The 16,562-nt window shown below is 39.6% G+C and carries 16 protein-coding genes; 7 read left to right on the forward strand and 9 right to left on the reverse strand.

Annotation, left to right across the window (positions count from 1 at the left end; translation table 11 throughout):
• Positions 1 to 169: 169 nt before the first annotated feature.
• Positions 170 to 1,054: a GNAT family N-acetyltransferase gene (locus MKY83_RS04720; protein WP_065098950.1), complete on the forward strand. Its 885-nt coding sequence runs from the start codon at positions 170 to 172 to the stop codon at positions 1,052 to 1,054.
• 35 nt (positions 1,055 to 1,089) lie between these two features.
• On the opposite strand, the gene MKY83_RS04725 is transcribed toward MKY83_RS04720, so the two are convergent.
• Complete coding sequence (locus MKY83_RS04725; RefSeq protein ID WP_003211315.1) at positions 1,090 to 1,338, reverse strand: YhdB family protein; 249 nt, start codon at positions 1,336 to 1,338, stop codon at positions 1,090 to 1,092.
• A 128-nt stretch (positions 1,339 to 1,466) separates the two neighbouring features.
• Between MKY83_RS04725 and MKY83_RS04730 the strand changes: the two genes are divergently transcribed.
• Entirely contained in the window at positions 1,467 to 1,850 is a 384-nt protein-coding gene (locus MKY83_RS04730) for a YqzG/YhdC family protein (protein ID WP_003211293.1), read from the forward strand.
• A 237-nt stretch (positions 1,851 to 2,087) separates the two neighbouring features.
• Here the strand turns inward: MKY83_RS04730 and MKY83_RS04735 are convergent, their stop codons facing one another.
• Positions 2,088 to 3,563: a catalase gene (locus MKY83_RS04735; RefSeq protein WP_003211348.1), complete on the reverse strand. Its 1,476-nt coding sequence runs from the start codon at positions 3,561 to 3,563 to the stop codon at positions 2,088 to 2,090.
• Positions 3,564 to 3,723: 160 nt separating this feature from the next.
• Positions 3,724 to 4,155, reverse strand: coding sequence for an Rrf2 family transcriptional regulator (locus MKY83_RS04740; protein WP_050945422.1), 432 nt, complete (start codon positions 4,153 to 4,155; stop codon positions 3,724 to 3,726).
• Positions 4,156 to 4,338: 183 nt separating this feature from the next.
• On the opposite strand from MKY83_RS04740, the gene MKY83_RS04745 reads away from it, so the two are divergent.
• Together MKY83_RS04745 and MKY83_RS04750 are read left to right on the forward strand one after the other, a co-directional pair.
• Positions 4,339 to 5,538, forward strand: a complete 1,200-nt coding sequence (locus MKY83_RS04745) for a globin domain-containing protein (RefSeq protein ID WP_185107623.1) — start codon at positions 4,339 to 4,341, stop codon at positions 5,536 to 5,538.
• Positions 5,539 to 5,614: 76 nt separating this feature from the next.
• A complete protein-coding gene (locus tag MKY83_RS04750) occupies positions 5,615 to 7,030 on the forward strand; it encodes a SpoVR family protein (protein WP_106032296.1) in 1,416 nt (471 codons plus the stop codon).
• 244 nt (positions 7,031 to 7,274) lie between these two features.
• Here MKY83_RS04750 and MKY83_RS04755 read toward each other — a convergent pair whose 3' ends face one another.
• On the reverse strand, positions 7,275 to 8,639 hold the full coding sequence (locus tag MKY83_RS04755; RefSeq protein ID WP_185107621.1) for an alkaline phosphatase: 1,365 nt from the start codon (positions 8,637 to 8,639) through the stop codon (positions 7,275 to 7,277).
• Positions 8,640 to 8,993: 354 nt separating this feature from the next.
• On the opposite strand from MKY83_RS04755, the gene MKY83_RS04760 reads away from it, so the two are divergent.
• Positions 8,994 to 9,827, forward strand: coding sequence for a C40 family peptidase (locus MKY83_RS04760; RefSeq protein ID WP_065098947.1), 834 nt, complete (start codon positions 8,994 to 8,996; stop codon positions 9,825 to 9,827).
• Positions 9,828 to 10,158: 331 nt separating this feature from the next.
• On the opposite strand, the gene MKY83_RS04765 is transcribed toward MKY83_RS04760, so the two are convergent.
• Genes MKY83_RS04765 through MKY83_RS04775 form a run of 3 tightly spaced genes read right to left on the reverse strand, consistent with a single transcriptional unit; the run spans position 10,159 to position 11,979 of the window.
• On the reverse strand, positions 10,159 to 10,449 hold the full coding sequence (locus tag MKY83_RS04765; RefSeq protein WP_044140655.1) for a hypothetical protein: 291 nt from the start codon (positions 10,447 to 10,449) through the stop codon (positions 10,159 to 10,161).
• Positions 10,437 to 11,495: an anti-sigma factor gene (locus tag MKY83_RS04770; protein ID WP_185107619.1), complete on the reverse strand. Its 1,059-nt coding sequence runs from the start codon at positions 11,493 to 11,495 to the stop codon at positions 10,437 to 10,439. The genes MKY83_RS04765 and MKY83_RS04770 overlap by 13 nt, the downstream gene beginning before the upstream one ends.
• Positions 11,488 to 11,979, reverse strand: coding sequence for a sigma-70 family RNA polymerase sigma factor (locus MKY83_RS04775; RefSeq protein WP_003211938.1), 492 nt, complete (start codon positions 11,977 to 11,979; stop codon positions 11,488 to 11,490). Before MKY83_RS04775 ends, MKY83_RS04770 begins: the two co-directional genes overlap by 8 nt.
• Before the next feature lie 372 nt (positions 11,980 to 12,351).
• Between MKY83_RS04775 and MKY83_RS04780 the strand changes: the two genes are divergently transcribed.
• On the forward strand, positions 12,352 to 12,954 hold the full coding sequence (locus tag MKY83_RS04780) for a 1-acyl-sn-glycerol-3-phosphate acyltransferase (protein WP_003212102.1): 603 nt from the start codon (positions 12,352 to 12,354) through the stop codon (positions 12,952 to 12,954).
• 39 nt (positions 12,955 to 12,993) lie between these two features.
• Here the strand turns inward: MKY83_RS04780 and MKY83_RS04785 are convergent, their stop codons facing one another.
• Positions 12,994 to 14,325 (reverse strand): hemolysin family protein, encoded by a 1,332-nt coding sequence (locus tag MKY83_RS04785; RefSeq protein ID WP_034620023.1) that lies wholly within the window; start codon positions 14,323 to 14,325, stop codon positions 12,994 to 12,996.
• A 58-nt stretch (positions 14,326 to 14,383) separates the two neighbouring features.
• Positions 14,384 to 14,824, reverse strand: a complete 441-nt coding sequence (locus tag MKY83_RS04790) for a MerR family transcriptional regulator (RefSeq protein WP_034620022.1) — start codon at positions 14,822 to 14,824, stop codon at positions 14,384 to 14,386.
• Positions 14,825 to 15,158: 334 nt separating this feature from the next.
• Here MKY83_RS04790 and MKY83_RS04795 point away from each other — a divergent pair, with 334 nt between their 5' ends.
• Positions 15,159 to 16,541 carry a hemolysin family protein gene (locus tag MKY83_RS04795; protein WP_044140657.1) on the forward strand — a complete coding sequence of 461 codons (1,383 nt, stop codon included), beginning with the start codon at positions 15,159 to 15,161 and terminating at the stop codon, positions 16,539 to 16,541.
• Positions 16,542 to 16,562 lie beyond the last annotated feature (21 nt).

Raw genomic sequence — 16,562 nt, forward strand, 5'->3', positions numbered from 1 at the left:
GTTTATTTGACGTGCCCTTTTGCGTGAAAAGAGAAGCATGTTCAGTCTAATTTCTATGAGTAAAACGAAAAAAGACTTAATGAGTATATGCTCATCAAGTCTTTTTTTATTTTGAAGGGGGTGATAAACCGGCTGACTAAAGGTGAAATGATAAAAGGAGGAAATGAGCATGGAGACATATGAATTAGTGAGTGATTATCGCCATAATGAAAAATTGAAAGAAAGTTTTAATCAGTTAGCGATCAAGACATTTGATTTGGATTTTAGTGACTGGTACAAAAGAGGGTATTGGGATGAAAAATATATTCCTTATTCCTTTGTCCATCACGGGAAAGTGATCTCAAACGCTTCCGTCTATCTCATGTCGCTGATCATTGATGGCCAAACGTATCGAGCTGTTCAAATTGGCACGGTGATGACGGATCAAGCCTACCGCCACAAGGGATTAGCGACAAAGTTATTGCAGCATATTATGGATTCGTACGAACATGATTGTGATTTGATCTTTCTTTTTGCCAATGAAACTGTACTGGATTTTTATCCAAGGTTCGGCTTTACTCGTTATGACGAAAGTGAATTTAGTTTAAATATCGGCAAAAGCGCTATTCAAATGAAAAAGAACGTGCGTTTCAAGCAGCTGACGTTGGAACATGACCTGCCATTACTTGAACAGTTCGCAGAGAAACGCCAAACAGGCTCAATGAAATTAGATGCTAAGGATCATGGCAGCTTATTGATGTTTTATTTTACATTCGTTTGGCGGGATGCCATTTTCTATATTGAAGCGTTGGATACGATTGTTCTGATGAATGAAGAAAATGAAACCATACATGTATTTGATATCATTTCTCTCGAGCGACAAAATATAGAGGAAGTTGTTGCATATATTGTGAGTGAAACGACGGAAAAAGTGCTGTTCTATTTTACACCTGATACGTCAATTGACGGCTTACACGCGGTGAAGGCACCAAATGACGAGGATGCGCTGTTTGTTTATACAAAACAAGATTGGGTAAAAGACCACTTTATGCTTCCAATCACTGCGCACTGCTAAATGTATGTAAAAAGGCTGATCATCAGCCTTTTTCTTTATGTGTACACCGGTTGTGAATAAACTTCAGAAGCAGCAGCCTCTGAAGCATGGTCAATGTACTGCAGGAGCCCATATAAACATTTTTCAACATCAGCATCGTTCCGGTTAAATTGATACGCGTGTAAGAAATGCTCAATACGTTTCGAGAGCAAGTCATCTTGCGTACGTACCATAAGAATAAGTAAATTATCCCATTGCGAGCGATGCGTATAATAAAGTGCTTTATCATAATCCGCCACATTCATCAAACCTTCTCCTTTCCCTTGAGAAGTCCTCATTAGTTTGCTCGGAACATATCGACATTTTCAGGGGAAAAGTTGGTGTCCGCATCAATCGTGTACCGGGAATTATAGGCTGAATAAATGCTTCATGTATGAAAATGGATCGATCAGCAAAACATAAACAAAATATACATGAAAGTGAGAGCAATGATATCATGCAGCCGAAATGGTGGGTGCCTTTTGCAGCAGGAATGGTTTTGTTTGGCAGTTTCATGATCCATCCTCCAACAAATGCAGCGATGCAGCCTGTTGAAAATTGGGAAAGACTTGCGTACACAGCGTTGCAAGAGGAATATGAAGGCGCCGCTTTAAACGATTATCAATATATCGGGCGTACACAAGTAAATGAAGATCAGACAAAAGATGTCTTTCGCGTCACCGTGAAGGAAGGCTCAACGCTTTTTGCTGCGCATGCAGAAATCTATTTTCACCCGGTGACCGGTCATTTGATTAGTATTAACGTATTCCGTCTATAAAAAAGCAGCTCTTTATTAGAGGTGCCCAGCGTGTAGACAAACCCTCGCATTCGTTGTCAGGTCTGCGCGCTGGTGCTCACGAATGTTCAATTCGCTCCGCAAAAGTAGCTGCCCTTCCTAGACTTCAAAGGTTTTCTATCGCGCTGAAAAGAAGACAAAGTGCTAAAATAAACATCATTTTAGCACTTTGTCAACAATCTAAGCACCTCTTTATTAGAGGTGCTATTTCCGGATCAATTATTTCATGCTTCCTTGAAGGTATGAGCGGATATCCACGCCAAGTGAATCGGCTAATCGTTGTCCGTAGTCTTCATCTGCACGATAGAAGTTGCAGATCGCAAGTAATTTTGTTTTGTCATTTACGTCTTTCAGGTCAGCGGTTAGATTTTTGATCAATGCTTGTTTCTCTTCTTCAGAATAGCTTCGATATTTTTCCCCTGCTTGTTTGAAGTCGTTTGGTTTTTCAATTTTTTGTCTCACCATACGATCACCGTGAAGAACTTGTTCACTTTCCTTGTAGTGAGGATTTTCTTTTGGCTGATCATCGTAACGGTTTGGTTCATAGTTAATATGACCGCTTGGACGAGTCGTTGTCATAAAGCCATCCTGCTGATTATTGTGTACAGGTGCATAAGGACAGTTCACCGGAATGCGCATATAGTTGGCACCAAGACGATGACGCTGCGTATCTGGATAAGAGAACAGACGACCTTGAAGCAATTTATCTTCAGATGCTTCAATTCCTGGAACAAGTGCACTTGGTGTGAAAGCAACTTGCTCTGTTTCAGCAAAGAAGTTCTCAGGATTGCGGTTCAGAGTCATGCGTCCTACTTTTTGAAGCGGGTAATCTTCTTCGCTCCATGTCTTTGTTGGATCACATGGATCATAATCAAGATCATCATAATCGCTCAGCGGCATCAGCTGGACATATAAGTCCCATGCTGGGTAGTTGCCATTTTCAATACGGTCATATAAGTCTCTTGTCGCATGCTGGAAATCATTCGCTTGGATTTCTGCTGCTTCTTCCATAGATAAATTGCGAATACCTTCTGAAGGTCTCCAGTGATATTTCACATATTTTGTTTCTCCATATTTGTTGACCCATCTAAATGTATGCACACCAGAACCGCGCATTTCAGCATAGTTCGCAGGGATTCCTTCATCAGAGAAGAGCCATGTGAGCATATGAGTGGATTCAGGTGTTAAGGTCATAAAATCCCAATAACGGTCAGGATCTTGGATATTGGTTACAGGATCTGGCTTGAGAGAGTGAACCATATCAGGGAATTTCAATGCATCACGTATAAAGAAGATCGGCAAGTTGTTACCAACTAGATCATAGTTGCCTTCTTCTGTGTAAAATTTGACAGCAAAGCCGCGCGGATCACGCAATGTTTCAGGTGAACCTTTAGGATGAATAACGGTTGAGAAGCGAACAAAAACATCTGTCTGTTTTCCTTCTTCACTTAAGAAAGCCGCTTTTGTATGTTTCTCCATACTATTTTCAACTTCAAACACACCATAAGCGCCGGCGCCTCTCGCATGAACGACACGCTCTGGAATACGTTCACGATCGAAGTGTGCAAGTTTTTCAATCAAATGGTAATCATCAAGAAATGTAGGTCCGCGGTGACCAGCTGTTCTTGAGTTTTGATTATCGCCAACAGGTACGCCTTGGTTCGTTGTCAAATTTTTATGATTTGAATTTGTCATTCTTTTTCTCCTCCTGTAAACAAAAAAATGGTTTCTAGCAATCTATATACCCTAATTATATTGAATCAAACATGATAGTCAATATCTATTTATAATAATTTTAAATTAATTATTATTACAAGAAGGTAAAGAAAAAGACGAAAGAATAGAATTCTTTCGTCTAAAGGAGGAGCTCTCTAAGAGCATCTTTGTTTTGTGTTAAATCTTTTAATGTGTATTGGTCAAGAACGCGCAAGTAAGCAGTAAGTGCTTCATGAAGTACATGCTTTAATGAACAAATCGGGGAGATGATACAGCTGTTTTTCCTTGGATCAAAGCATTCAACCATGACTAAATCATCCTCTGTATAACGGACAACCTCTCCAATGTTAATGCTTTCTGGGCTTTTCCCAAGCCTAATCCCGCCATTTCTTCCACGGATCGTTTCAACATAGCCGCGTTTTCCAAGATGATAAATCACCTTTGTCAGATGATTTTTAGAAATGCCATAAACATCGGCGATCTGCTGAATATTTGACAGTTCATTGTTCTCTCTTGATGCTAAATAAATGAGTACTCTTAATGAGAAATCTGTATAATTCGTTAGTTTCATTTTGACGACCTCTAAACCCTATAGAGTTTTGTATCATCGTAACACATTTTAGACAAAAACTGTTCGAGAAAGTGTTAAATGTGTCAACATTCAAAACATGTATTATAAATATTGCTTTTATAAGCTGACATCCGTTACGATAAAGATGTATTTAAAATACATCTTTAGGGAGAAGGAATGACGATGTTATCTAAAGATCAAATGAATGCTATTAAACAATCAGCCCCTCTATTAAAAGCCGAGGGAACCAAACTTGTGACTGTTTTTTATCAAAATATGATTCGTCAGCATCCAGAGCTACTCAATCAATTTAATCAAACAAACCTCATGAACGGAAGTCAGCCAGAGGCGCTTGCTGCGACACTATATCAAGCTGCACTACACATCGATCGATTAGAAGAATTACTTCCTGCGGTCAAACAGATTGCCCATAAACATGTCAGTGTGATGGTCAAAAAAGAGCAATATCCAATCGTCGGATATCACCTGATTGAAGCGATGAAAGAAGTGTTTGGTTTAACGGAAAAAGATGACACGCTTTTAGCTTGGAAGGCCGCATATGACATCATTGCAAATATTTTTATTACGATTGAAGCAGAAATGATGGAGGTGAATGTAAAGCAACCTGGTGGATGGGCAGATGTGAAGCCGTTTGTGATAAAGAAAAAGGTACAGGAATCTCCAGCGCTGATCTCCTTTTACTTAGTACCAGAAGATGAATCAGAGCTGCCAATGTTTGAAGCAGGTCAATATATGACGGTTCAGGCAGATATGCCAGGTGAGGCTTATATGTGTAGCAGACAATACAGCTTATCAGATCAGCATCATCCATCTTATTACCGCATCACAGTGAAGCGCGATGGTCATGTGTCTACATTTTTGCATGATGAAATGGAAGAAGGAGACGTTCTTCAAGTGAGTATGCCGCAGGGAATATTCTGCTTGCAAGAAGCCACAAAAGAGCCTGTTTATTTCATTAGTGCTGGTTCTGGAGTCACGCCAATGATCGGTTTATTGAAAACAGCAGCGCAAAACAGCCATCCATTTACAATGATTCATGCAGATCGATTAGAGGATGTCACCGCTTTTGAAAATGAATTTGAAAGCGTTCTAGCATCAGCTCCGCATGGCCGCATCATCTTATGTAATGAACAATTTGCGAAGTCGGGTAAGGGTGAGCTTGTTGAAAAGGCAGCTTCCCGCATTGACCGTCCTTTCCTTCAATCAGTGGTTGGAGAAGGGAAAGGCCAATTTTATCTATGCGGATCCCCGGTGTTTACACAGGAGATGATTTATATACTAAAAGAGCTGGGAATTCCAGAACAGAATATACATTTCGAGTCATTCGGCGGGCAATCCACGAAAGAAATGGAAGTCGTCTAAACGAATGGCGGAACATCATGTTTTTTTAGATGCGCTCATATAGTAGGGATAAGTCCGATGAGGAGGGATGGTTTCCTTGAGCGTATCAGAAAAACGTCTTTTACAAAGAGCCATTGATGAAATTACAGAAATTGCAGAAGGATTTGGTCTAGATTTTTATCCGATGAGGTATGAAATCTGTCCCGCGGAAATTATTTATACGTTCGGTGCATACGGAATGCCAACACGATTCAGCCACTGGAGCTTTGGTAAACAATTTCATAAAATGAAGCTTCATTATGATTTAGGATTAAGCAAAATTTATGAGCTAGTCATCAATTCAAATCCTTGCTACGCCTTTCTACTTGATAACAACACGCTTGTTCAAAATAAATTAATTGTGGCTCATGTACTGGCACACTGTGATTTCTTCAAAAATAATTGCCGTTTCCAAAACACAAAACGAGACATGGTAGAAAGCATGTCAGCAGCGGCAGAGCGGATCAAGGAATATGAGCATCTTCATGGAACAAAAGAAGTTGAATCCTTTTTAGACGCCGTATTGGCTCTTCAGGAGCATATTGATCCGTCTCTTGTTCGTTCAAAACTAAGCTGGAATATCGGCGATGAAGAAGAATATGAAGATGACCAACCAAAGCGTCAGACGCCGTATGATGATTTGTGGGGAATGGATGAGCCGAAAATACGTGAGAAAAAGAAAATCGCCAAGCCATTTCCCCCAAAGCCGGAAAAAGATATTTTACTTTTTATTGAGGCGCACTCCCGGGAGTTAGAGCCGTGGCAGCGCGACGTCCTCACGATGCTGAGGGAGGAAATGCTCTATTTTTGGCCGCAGCTAGAAACAAAGATTATGAATGAAGGCTGGGCATCGTATTGGCATCAGCGGATAATGCGAGAGCTTGATTTAGATTCAAGTGAATCGATCGAGTTTGCCAAATTAAATGCTGGCGTGGTACAGCCATCAAAAACAGGCATCAATCCTTACTATTTAGGTTTGAAGATTTTTGAAGATATCGAAGAGCGCTATGACAACCCATGTGAAGAATTAAAAAAAGCAGGGGTGACAGAAGGATCGGGCCGAAGCAAAATGTTTGAAGTAAGGGAGATTGAATCAGATATTTCCTTCATTCGAAATTACTTAACAAAAGACCTTGTGATGAGAGAAGATTTGTACTTGTTTCAAAAACAAGGGAGAGATTATAAAGTCATCGATAAAGAATGGAAGGCTGTTCGTGATCAGCTAGTCAGCATGAGGGTCAATGGCGGCTTTCCTTATTTGACCGTGATGGATGGCGACTATTTAAAAAACAATGAACTCTATATTAAACATTGGTATGAGGGCATTGAACTAGATCTGAAATACTTAGAAAAAGTACTCCCATATTTGCATCAGCTATGGGGAAGAAGTGTGCATATCGAATCCATTCTTGAAGGAAAAGAAGTCATGTTTTCGTATGATGGAAAAGGAGTCCACAGAAAATATCTCGCATAAAAAAACAAAAAAAGATGTCTCTTAGCAGACATCTCAGCGTGTAGACAAACCCTCGCATTCGTTGTCAGGTCTGCGCGCTGGTGCTCACGAATGTTCAATTCGCTCCGCAAAAGTAGCCGCCCTTCCTAGGGCTGCAAAGGTTTTCTATCACGCTGAAAAGAAGACAAAGTGCTAAAATAAACATCATTTTAGCACTTTGTCAACAATCTAAGATGTCTCTTAGCAGACATCTTTTTTGCCAGTTTTATTGGTTTTTCAGCAGTTTGAAAATGTGTTTTGCTTGATCGGTGTTTTCCATCAGACCTTTTAGCTTTTGGCTTGTTGGGCCATACGCAAAGAATGGCACTTCATCGCCCGTATGACCTGATGTGGTCCAGCCTGTATGTGATCTCACGTTGATCACTTCTTCAATCGCATCATCAATTTTAAGAGCATCCTTTGTTTCAGCGGCCTTTTGAATGGAGGCCATTTCTTCTTTTGTGAAATCAAGATCGATATATTGTTTCAGCGCTGATTCAACAGGCATGCCACTGACGATTTTGTTTGCGATAAAATCAGGGGTCTTTTTCGCTGCTTTTACCGGTTTGTAATCCCAGCTGCCTGAGCCGTCTGCCCCAAAGGAAAGTCCGCCAGTTGAATGATCGGCAGTGGTGATGACTAACGTATTTTTATCCTTTTTTGCAAAACGAATCGCTTCTTCAAATGCTTTTTCAAAATCCTTCATTTCACTCATGGCACTCACAATATCATGATCATGTCCTGCCCAGTCAATTTGACTGCCTTCTACCATAAGGAAAAATCCATTTTTGTTTTTAGACAGCTGTTTAATGGCTGAAGATGTCATGTCTTGCAGGGAAGGGGTCTTTTTATCACGATCAATCGCTTTATCAAGACCGCCATCAGCAAAAATGCCTAACACCTTTTGGTTTTTGTTTTTTTGTAAGGCATCTTTATTGGTGACATAATCATATCCGGCTTGTTTAAATTCCTTCGTTAAATCACGATCCTTTCGGACAAAATCGACGAGACCTCCGCCAAGCATGACATCGACTGTATGCTGTTTACCGATTTTTTCATCGAAGAAATCATCAGCGATGGCTGCTGTGTTTTTTCTCGATACATCGTGAGCCACATACGCAGCAGGGGTGGCATTTGTTAATTCAGAGGTCACGACAAGTCCCGTAGATTTTCCCTTCCGTTTTGCTTCTTCTAGAACTGTTTTTAATTTTTTACCGTTTTTATTGACACTGATCGCATTGTTGTAAGTCTTTTTACCAGTTGCCATAGCTGTACCAGCTGCGGCAGAATCAGTGATATTGCTTTTCGAGTCGCTAGGGTATGTTTTGTGCATGCCAGTGAGGTAAGGGTCAAACGCTGTTTGCTTTGAAAGGTCTCCGTTATGCTTAAATGAACGGTAAGTTGAAAGATACGGTGTTCCCATGCCATCCCCGATCAGCACGATCACATTTTGCACGTCATTTTTTGGCTTCTTTTTAGCCTCTGCTTTGTCAGCTTGTCCAAATTCAATTCCTGAAAAAATGCCAATCGATAGCACAGATGCTGCCGCCACTGCAGCGATTTTCGTTTTCGAGCTTTTCAACACACTCATTCATTTTGCCTCCTCAATGTTTATGTATCGCTCTTACGTTTACAATGGTAGAGCAGAATTGTGGATTCCCATTTACAGGATCGTAAAGTTCCCTTTAAAATTGTAAAGGCCCACTTTACATAGAATGAGCCAAAAAGAGAAATGAATGTATCATTTATCCATGACAAGATGCGTTTATTTTGTCATGATTGTGTAATGAAAATGAAATATAAAGAACCCTAAAAAAAAATAAATTTTGCCGAATTAATAAGCATAATGTCGTAGGAAGTCAAGACTATTTCTTCTGGTATTTGATCCTTATAATAGTAAGTAGATAAAAATTCGGATCTCGATAGATACATACAGGAGGAACAAATGAAAAAACAATTGATCACAGCTGCAAGTGCAGTTTTACTTGGGACGACATTATTTGCCGGAGCTGCCTCAGCACAATCAGTAAAAGTTCAAAAAGGTGACTCTCTTTCTGTTCTAGCGAAAAAATACAAAACAAGCGTGAGCAAGATTAAATCAGACAATAAGCTGAAATCTAACACGATATTTGTTGGACAAACGTTAAAAGTAAATGGTACTGCCGCAAAAAAAATAACGAAAACATCAAAAACAACAACAAAAGTAAAAGCGGCGTCAGCCACAGCCACTCATAAAGTTGTGAAAGGTGATACATTATCTAAAATCGGCAAAAAGTACGGCATGACTGTAAAAGAGCTGAAATCGTTAAATAAACTCAAAACAAACCTGATCAAAATTGGGCAAAAGCTAAAGGTCAAAAAGACGTCTAAAAAAGTGAAAACAACACCTGTTAAAGAAAAAACAGTTTCTGCTTCTTCTTTAAACACGTCTAAGCTTGTTGCGGATGCTAAAGCGCACAATGGCACACCATATAGATGGGGTGGAACGACACCAAAGGGCTTTGATTGCAGCGGGTTTATGTGGTATATCATTAACAAACAAAAAAAGATTTCAAGACAAACAACTGAAGGTTTTTGGGGATCAATGAAAAGCGTATCAACTCCAAAGGTTGGCGATTTTGTGTTCTTTACAACATATAAATCGGGTCCATCTCACATGGGTGTCTACATTGGGAACAACAAGTTTATTCATGCTGCTTCCGATGGTGTGACGATCAGTGATATGAATTCAAGCTACTGGAAGCCGATTTACCTTGGAGCGAAAACATTTGTAAACTAATTTATTTTAAGAGACTGCTGATGAAGCAGTCTCAGATTGTTGACAAAGGGCTAAAATGATCTTGATTTTAGCCCTTTGTCTTCTTTTCAGCGTGATAGAAAACCTTTGCAGTCTAGGAAGGACGAGTACTGGCGCGGAGCGAATTCGACATTCGTGAGCACCAGCACGCAGGACTGACACCGAATGCGAGGGTTTGTCTACACGCTGAGACTGCTGATGAAGCAGTCTTTTTTATTTGCGCTGTAGACTTAAGAAAATAAATCGATATTCAAAAAAGCCCGTGCTACTTGGCATTAGTCAAGTAACACGGGCTTTTCATGTTGAGAGCGGCTTAAAAGCCTAATTGAAGATCGATATCGATTGATACGATGGCATAGACACATACAATGACAAAGATATTCAGTACGACACCGAGAAACCCAGGGCCCGTACGGCCTTTTTTAATGAACAGTTCAATAATGCCAAATGGAACTGCGGCCATTGCAAAAGGGAGCATCTGAAAAGAATAAAATGTCACATTACTGATAATGGCGAGGTTCAGCATGAGCAGGGATAATATCGCAGTACCGACAGAAATCCAGCCAAATACATTATGCTCTTTAAAAATTCTTACCAATTCCATAATTCCACCTCGCTCACTTTTGCCGTTTTAATGCGTTTTGTCTTCACAAATTTCTCGATTTCTTTCGAAGGACCTGTGATCACAGAGCCATAAATCGTGACACCATTTTGGTTGATATAGCGTATTCGGTTTGACAGATCCAGTTCAGGTCTGCCAGAGATTGTTTTTGCCCAGGTTGGGTGCTGATTGACATAAGTAAGGGCATCTTTAAATTGATCTACCTCTGTTTTTGATGTGTGCTGAAGCTCTTTTAAGAATTCAGAGTCTCTTCCAGGAAAGCCAATTGGCCGCTGATTCTCGCTTAATGAATCCTCTGTTTTAATCGCATTCCAGAGCACTTTCATATCATATTTTTTAGCAAAGGAATAAACGTCCATTGGTGTATACGCTTTGTCATAGGAGACATACACTTCACTGACTGTTCCTTCAGGAAGCTTGTCTAAAGTAGTGAGTGTTTGTTTTTTTGATGCATCTGCCTGAGTAGAAGGATGGGTAAAAAAATCCTCCGTATCGCGTGCGCTGTCACCATAATATGAGATGGTTGGCTGTTTTAATTTATCGAAAAACATCTCGATTTGTTCACTGCCAATGGCTTCTGTTTTATTGCCAATTTGTTTTTGCAGCTTCAATTCGGTGTTCATTCCAAAAAGCTTGACTTGGCCTTTTAAATCCTTCATATCAATCGCCACGTTTGGTTTCGTCAAAGCGACTGTTACAGCGGCTGTTTCCATGAAGTGATTCCCTTTACTCTCTGCTCCGCCAACGCCGTAGTATAGATAACTCCCTAATGTACAAAGCGGTAAAATAATAAGTGTAGAGATGACAGCAAGTACAGAAATACGTAAATAAGACTTTCTTTTTCCGTATTGCAAGATGGCTTTTTGCTTTTCAGGACTGATGGAAAAATCGGTCCAATCCGAGTCGTTCAGTTCCTGACTTAAGCGTTTTTCGTTTTCTTCAAGCTCTTCTTCAAACGCTATCATTTCTTCCTCGTTCATCTCACCATTATTATATTGTTCCCATCGCTTGTTAAACTCTTCATTCATCATTAACACCTCTGTTGTAAAGTGCTTTTAGGCGCTGCCTTGCACGAAATAAAACACTTTTAAAATTTGCTTCAGTAATATTCATGACCTTGGATGCTTCCTTGTAATTCAGTTCTTTTAAATAATACAATGTCAACGCTTCCTTGTAGTTATCTGGAAGCTGTTCTAAATACATGTTGAGGACTTCTTTTATTTCAACCTGTTCAGCAGGGCTTTGTACAGACGTTTGTAAAAGGCCGCCAATAAGATCATCCGATATGGTCACTTCTTTTTTATGTTTCCTGACATAATCAATAAAAGCATTTCGTGCCACCTGAAATAACCAAGGTTTCACTTTGCTATGGTCGTAGGAATGAATATGTATATAAGCACGCATAAAGGTTTCCTGCAATAAGTCTTCTGCCAAATGTTTGTCTTTTGTCATGGAGAGCAGAAACCTGTAAACATCGTTCATATACATTTGATAAATTTCATCGATCGTCACTGATTTTTCTCCCCTCTATGTTATACACGCATAAGAAAGGCATAAAGTTGCACGAAACTTCTCAATACCGTACAATACTCATTTCTTTCGCCGAATCAAAATCATTTCTCCTTATCATAGCGAAATTTGCACCATTTATAAAGCATTTTCAATTGAACAAATCAGGAAAAAACCTTAAAAAACGACAAAATTGGACACAATTCCTCTTCTATTCTCTCCTAAAACCATAGACCTGAATACAGAAAGAACGATGATTTAAAAAGAAAAATGATGTGATGGTTTGGCTGCTTCATGAAAATTTTAGTACCAGGTAATAAAAAATTTGTTATAATAGAAACAAATCCTTCATTCTTTAAACAAAGGAAGTGCACTATGTATAAATTTTCAGGCTATACCATTAAAGTAGTATTTACTCTCCGAGGCGGAATCAAAGTATATCAAAAAGAGAATCTGCCAACGGATCGGGGATTTGTCATTGCATGTACACATGAGGGTTTTGTGGATGTTCTTGCATTAGGCGCAGGAATTCTTCCGTTTGAGATCCACTATATGGCGAAAAAAGAATTGTTTGCAAACAAATGGATCGGTGGATTTTTAAAAAAGATTCATGCCTTTCCAGTTGATCGAGAGAATCCTGGGCCAAGCAGTATTAAAACGCCCATTAAATTATTAAAAGAGGGAAAGATCGTCGGGATCTTTCCAAGTGGAACACGTACAACAGAGGATGTACCTTTAAAAAGAGGTGCGGTTACTATTGCACAGCTCGGTAAAGCGCCAATCGTTCCAGCAGCGTACAAAGGACCGTCCAATGCGAAAAGTCTTTTCAAAAAGGGGAAAATGCGCTTAATTATTGGTGAACCGATTGAGCAGTCAGAATTTGAGCATCTGCCGCCAAAAGAACGATTAGGTGCCATGACGGAAGTATTAAACACGAGAATTAAAGAACTTGAAGCTCAATTAATGGAAAAGGCATAAGAAAAACGACCGCTTGCTTTGGCAAGGGTCGTTTTTTTCTTAAGAAGCGCCTTCTTCAGCGGCTTCTGCTAATTGTTCATTTAACTTTTTGACTTCGATATATACCACATGGTGTCCATCGACCTCATTAATGATAAATTCATAGCCTTGTTCACGAATGGTGTCATTTTTCTCAACTTCATATTTCTGAGTAAGGAACCAGCCGCCGATCGTATCGACTTCTTCGTTATCAAGCTGCGTACCTAAGAGCAGGTTGACTTGGTCCACTAGAACCTTTCCATCAAAGATGTAATGGTCTTCTCCAAGTTTACGCACTTCGTTGATTTCATCCATATCGAATTCATCACGAATTTCACCGACGATTTCTTCAAGGATGTCTTCTACAGTCACAAGACCAGCTGTACCGCCGTATTCATCTGATAAAATCGCCATGTGTACACGTTCACGCTGCATTTTGAGCAATAAATCATGTACAGGAACGGTTTCAATCACATGAATAATTGGATTGACAAACTTTTCGATCGTATCACTTGTAGAACACTCACCGCTAATGCAAGCAGTAAGAACCTCTTTAATGTTCAGAACACCAATCATATTATCTTTATCGCCATCTTCAATTGGATAACGTGTATATTTCTCTACCTTGGTCACTTTCAGCATTTCCTCAATGGTAATATCATGAGGGAAGCTGACAACTTCGGTACGAGGAATCATAATTTCTTTCGCCAGACGGTCATCAAATTCAAAAATTTTATTTACATATTTGAATTCAGACTGGTTAATTTCGCCGCTTTTATAGCTCTCTGATAAAATAATCCGCAATTCTTCTTCAGAGTGCGCCATGTCATGCTCAGAAACTTGCTGAAGACCGAACGCTTTTGTTAACAAACGAGCAGATCCATTTAATACCCAGATAAACGGGAACATCACTTTGTAAAAAATCATGAGCGGTCTAGCAAAAAGAAGAGATACTTGCTCCGCCTTTTGAATGGCGAGTGTTTTTGGTGCAAGTTCTCCAACCACAACGTGTAAAAACGTCATAATACTAAACGCAATAATAAAAGTGACAATAGAACTAGCTGATTGAGGAATGGACAGCTCTACAAATAGTGGAGCAAGCATGTGCGCAATTGTTTCTTCCCCTAACCAACCAATACCAAGGGCGGTAATGGTAATACCGAGCTGACAGGCCGACAGATACTCATCAAGGTGAGTCGTGACATGCTTGACAGCAACTGCTGTTTTATTACCTTCTGCGATTAACTGATCAATTCTTGAGCTTCTTAAGCGAATGATCGCAAACTCTGATGCAACGAAAAATGCGGTTAAAGCTATAAGCAAAGCAACTATAAGTAAATTAACTATGTCCAATTAAGGCCTTCGTTCTGACTTTGAGAACGAAGGTAACACCTCCTGTTTAGTAAAAATTTTAACTTAACAGCAGTAAAAATGATTGGACAGCCGTCATCTTCTCAGGTGTAAGCTGTTCTTTTAATTTTTCACGTTGTTCTGGTTGAAGCTGCTTACAACGTACCAAAATGCGGTCCATATGCTCGTTCATCCGATCGATATCAGAGGTTAAATGGACAAGTTCATCAGGATCTTCCTTTTGAGAAGGGAATTGTTCATCTAATCTGGATTTGATGTCAGAAAGAGCCAATCTCTGCTGTTTGCAAAGAACGATTAATTGTAATCGTTTTAAAGCATGTTCATCGTAATAACGATAATTTGAGCAAGATCTAACAGGCGCAAGCAACCCTAGATTTGTATAATAATCTACAGTACGTTTCGTCACCTGTGCAATCTGTGCTAGTTCACCAATACGATACTTTTTCTCAGCCCCATCTGAACATCTCCTCCTAACCGTCACGTTATAGTTTATGAAAATAGTTTAATATAATTCTAGCCTGAAATACAAGTTAATTGTTCATATTTCCTGCCGATATGAAGAGTAAAGAAGGGTTTCTTAGTCTAGATTGACCTGGCAAATTTAACATAGTGATACAGGAATTTTCAGATTATTTATGGTAAGATAAAATGAAGACCGTTTCATATATATGTAGAGAAGCGGATTTATACGTGAACCGGAGGTGGTTAAGTGGGGCCCTCAATATAGTCTTATTTAATCAGTTAACCGTTTTGCAAAACATAACATCATCAATCAGGAGGTGACTCCTTGTTCTTCTAAGAAAGAGCAAGGTTAAATGGACGATATTGTTAATCTGAGTATAGTCGGTGTTTTGATTGCTTTAACAGCTTTCTTTGTTGCATCTGAATTTGCCATAGTAAAGGCGAGAAGCTCAAGAATTGATCAGCTTGTTGCCGAAGGGTCTAAAAAGGCCATCGTGGCGAAAAAGGTGACATCAAGGCTGGATGAATATTTGTCAGCCTGTCAGCTAGGTATTACAGTGACATCCCTTGGTTTAGGGTGGATTGGTAAGCCAGCTGTAAAAGAACTTTTGGTTCGAGGTTTCGGTTTGACAAACATTCCTGATTCAGCAATCAGCCTGATCTCAGCAACACTTGCGTTCTCTATTATTACCTTTTTGCATGTAGTCGTCGGTGAGCTTGCACCAAAAACACTGGCGATTCAAAAGGCGGAAAAAATGACGCTCTGGCTGTCAGGCCCGCTGCATGCATTTTATATCCTGATGTTCCCTTTCATTTATGTGTTAAACGGGTCAGCCCGTGTTCTAACCAAAATGATGGGCATCGATATGGGGTCTGAAAAAGAACATTCCCATTCTGAAGAGGAATTAAAGATTTTATTATCTGAGAGCTTAAAAAATGGGGAAATCAACCCATCAGAATATAATTATATGAACAAAATTTTCGACTTTGATAATCGAATTGCCAGAGAGATCATGGTCCCGCGGAGAGAAATTTGTGCCATTCCAGAAGATATGCCGCTAGATGATATCCTCTCCATCATGACGCAGGAGAAGTATACACGCTTTCCCGTGTTTTCAGGCGATAAAGACCATGTTATCGGCATGCTGAACAAAAAGCAGCTCTTTGCAGATCTTGTGTATCAAGGAGAAAAAGATCAACTGAAGATTCAAGATTATATATATCCAGTGATTGAGGTCATTGATACGATTCCTATTCAGGAGCTTCTCGTCAAGATGCAGCGAGATCGAATGCATATGGCGATTTTAACCGACGAATATGGCGGAACGTCTGGACTTGTCACCACAGAAGATATTTTAGAAGAGATTGTTGGAGATATTCGAGATGAATTCGATGAAGATGAACAGCCGGTTATTCAAAAAAGAGCCGATCATCATTATGTTTTAGATGGCAAAGTCAGATTAGATGAAGTTCAAGATTTGATTGAAATGTCATATCATGATGAAGAAATTGATACAATAGGCGGGTTAATCTTAAATGAGAATATTGATATCCGAGAGGGACAATCCATTTATCTTGATGATATTCGGATGAAGGTCTTGGAGATGGATGGACGCTATGTGAAAAAGATCGACCTGAAGAAAGGCGTCACATCATCAGAAAAAGGAAATGCACGCACAGGGCTTGATATAAAAGAGCCGCTGTTAGTAAATGAAATGACCTTGAGCGAAAAATAAGCTCAAGGTTTTTTTAGGTAT

The sequence above is a fragment of the Bacillus sp. FSL M8-0266 genome (assembly GCF_038613425.1).
GTDB classification, from domain to species: Bacteria; Bacillota; Bacilli; order Bacillales; family Bacillaceae; genus Bacillus; species Bacillus pumilus.

What these genes read in the sequence shown, in the direction of transcription:
- MKY83_RS04725 (WP_003211315.1), bottom strand. Translation starts at nt 1,338, where the DNA reads ATGAATGTGGCGGATTATGATAAAGCACTTTATTATACGCATCGCTCG.
- MKY83_RS04730 (WP_003211293.1), top strand. Translation starts at nt 1,467, where the DNA reads ATGAAAATGGATCGATCAGCAAAACATAAACAAAATATACATGAAAGT.
- MKY83_RS04765 (WP_044140655.1), bottom strand. Translation starts at nt 10,449, where the DNA reads ATGGAATTGGTAAGAATTTTTAAAGAGCATAATGTATTTGGCTGGATT.
- MKY83_RS04745 (WP_185107623.1), top strand. Translation starts at nt 4,339, where the DNA reads ATGTTATCTAAAGATCAAATGAATGCTATTAAACAATCAGCCCCTCTA.
- MKY83_RS04795 (WP_044140657.1), top strand. Translation starts at nt 15,159, where the DNA reads ATGGACGATATTGTTAATCTGAGTATAGTCGGTGTTTTGATTGCTTTA.
- MKY83_RS04770 (WP_185107619.1), bottom strand. Translation starts at nt 11,495, where the DNA reads ATGAATGAAGAGTTTAACAAGCGATGGGAACAATATAATAATGGTGAG.
- MKY83_RS04755 (WP_185107621.1), bottom strand. Translation starts at nt 8,639, where the DNA reads ATGAGTGTGTTGAAAAGCTCGAAAACGAAAATCGCTGCAGTGGCGGCA.
- MKY83_RS04720 (WP_065098950.1), top strand. Translation starts at nt 170, where the DNA reads ATGGAGACATATGAATTAGTGAGTGATTATCGCCATAATGAAAAATTG.
- MKY83_RS04735 (WP_003211348.1), bottom strand. Translation starts at nt 3,563, where the DNA reads ATGACAAATTCAAATCATAAAAATTTGACAACGAACCAAGGCGTACCT.
- MKY83_RS04740 (WP_050945422.1), bottom strand. Translation starts at nt 4,155, where the DNA reads ATGAAACTAACGAATTATACAGATTTCTCATTAAGAGTACTCATTTAT.
- MKY83_RS04760 (WP_065098947.1), top strand. Translation starts at nt 8,994, where the DNA reads ATGAAAAAACAATTGATCACAGCTGCAAGTGCAGTTTTACTTGGGACG.
- MKY83_RS04780 (WP_003212102.1), top strand. Translation starts at nt 12,352, where the DNA reads ATGTATAAATTTTCAGGCTATACCATTAAAGTAGTATTTACTCTCCGA.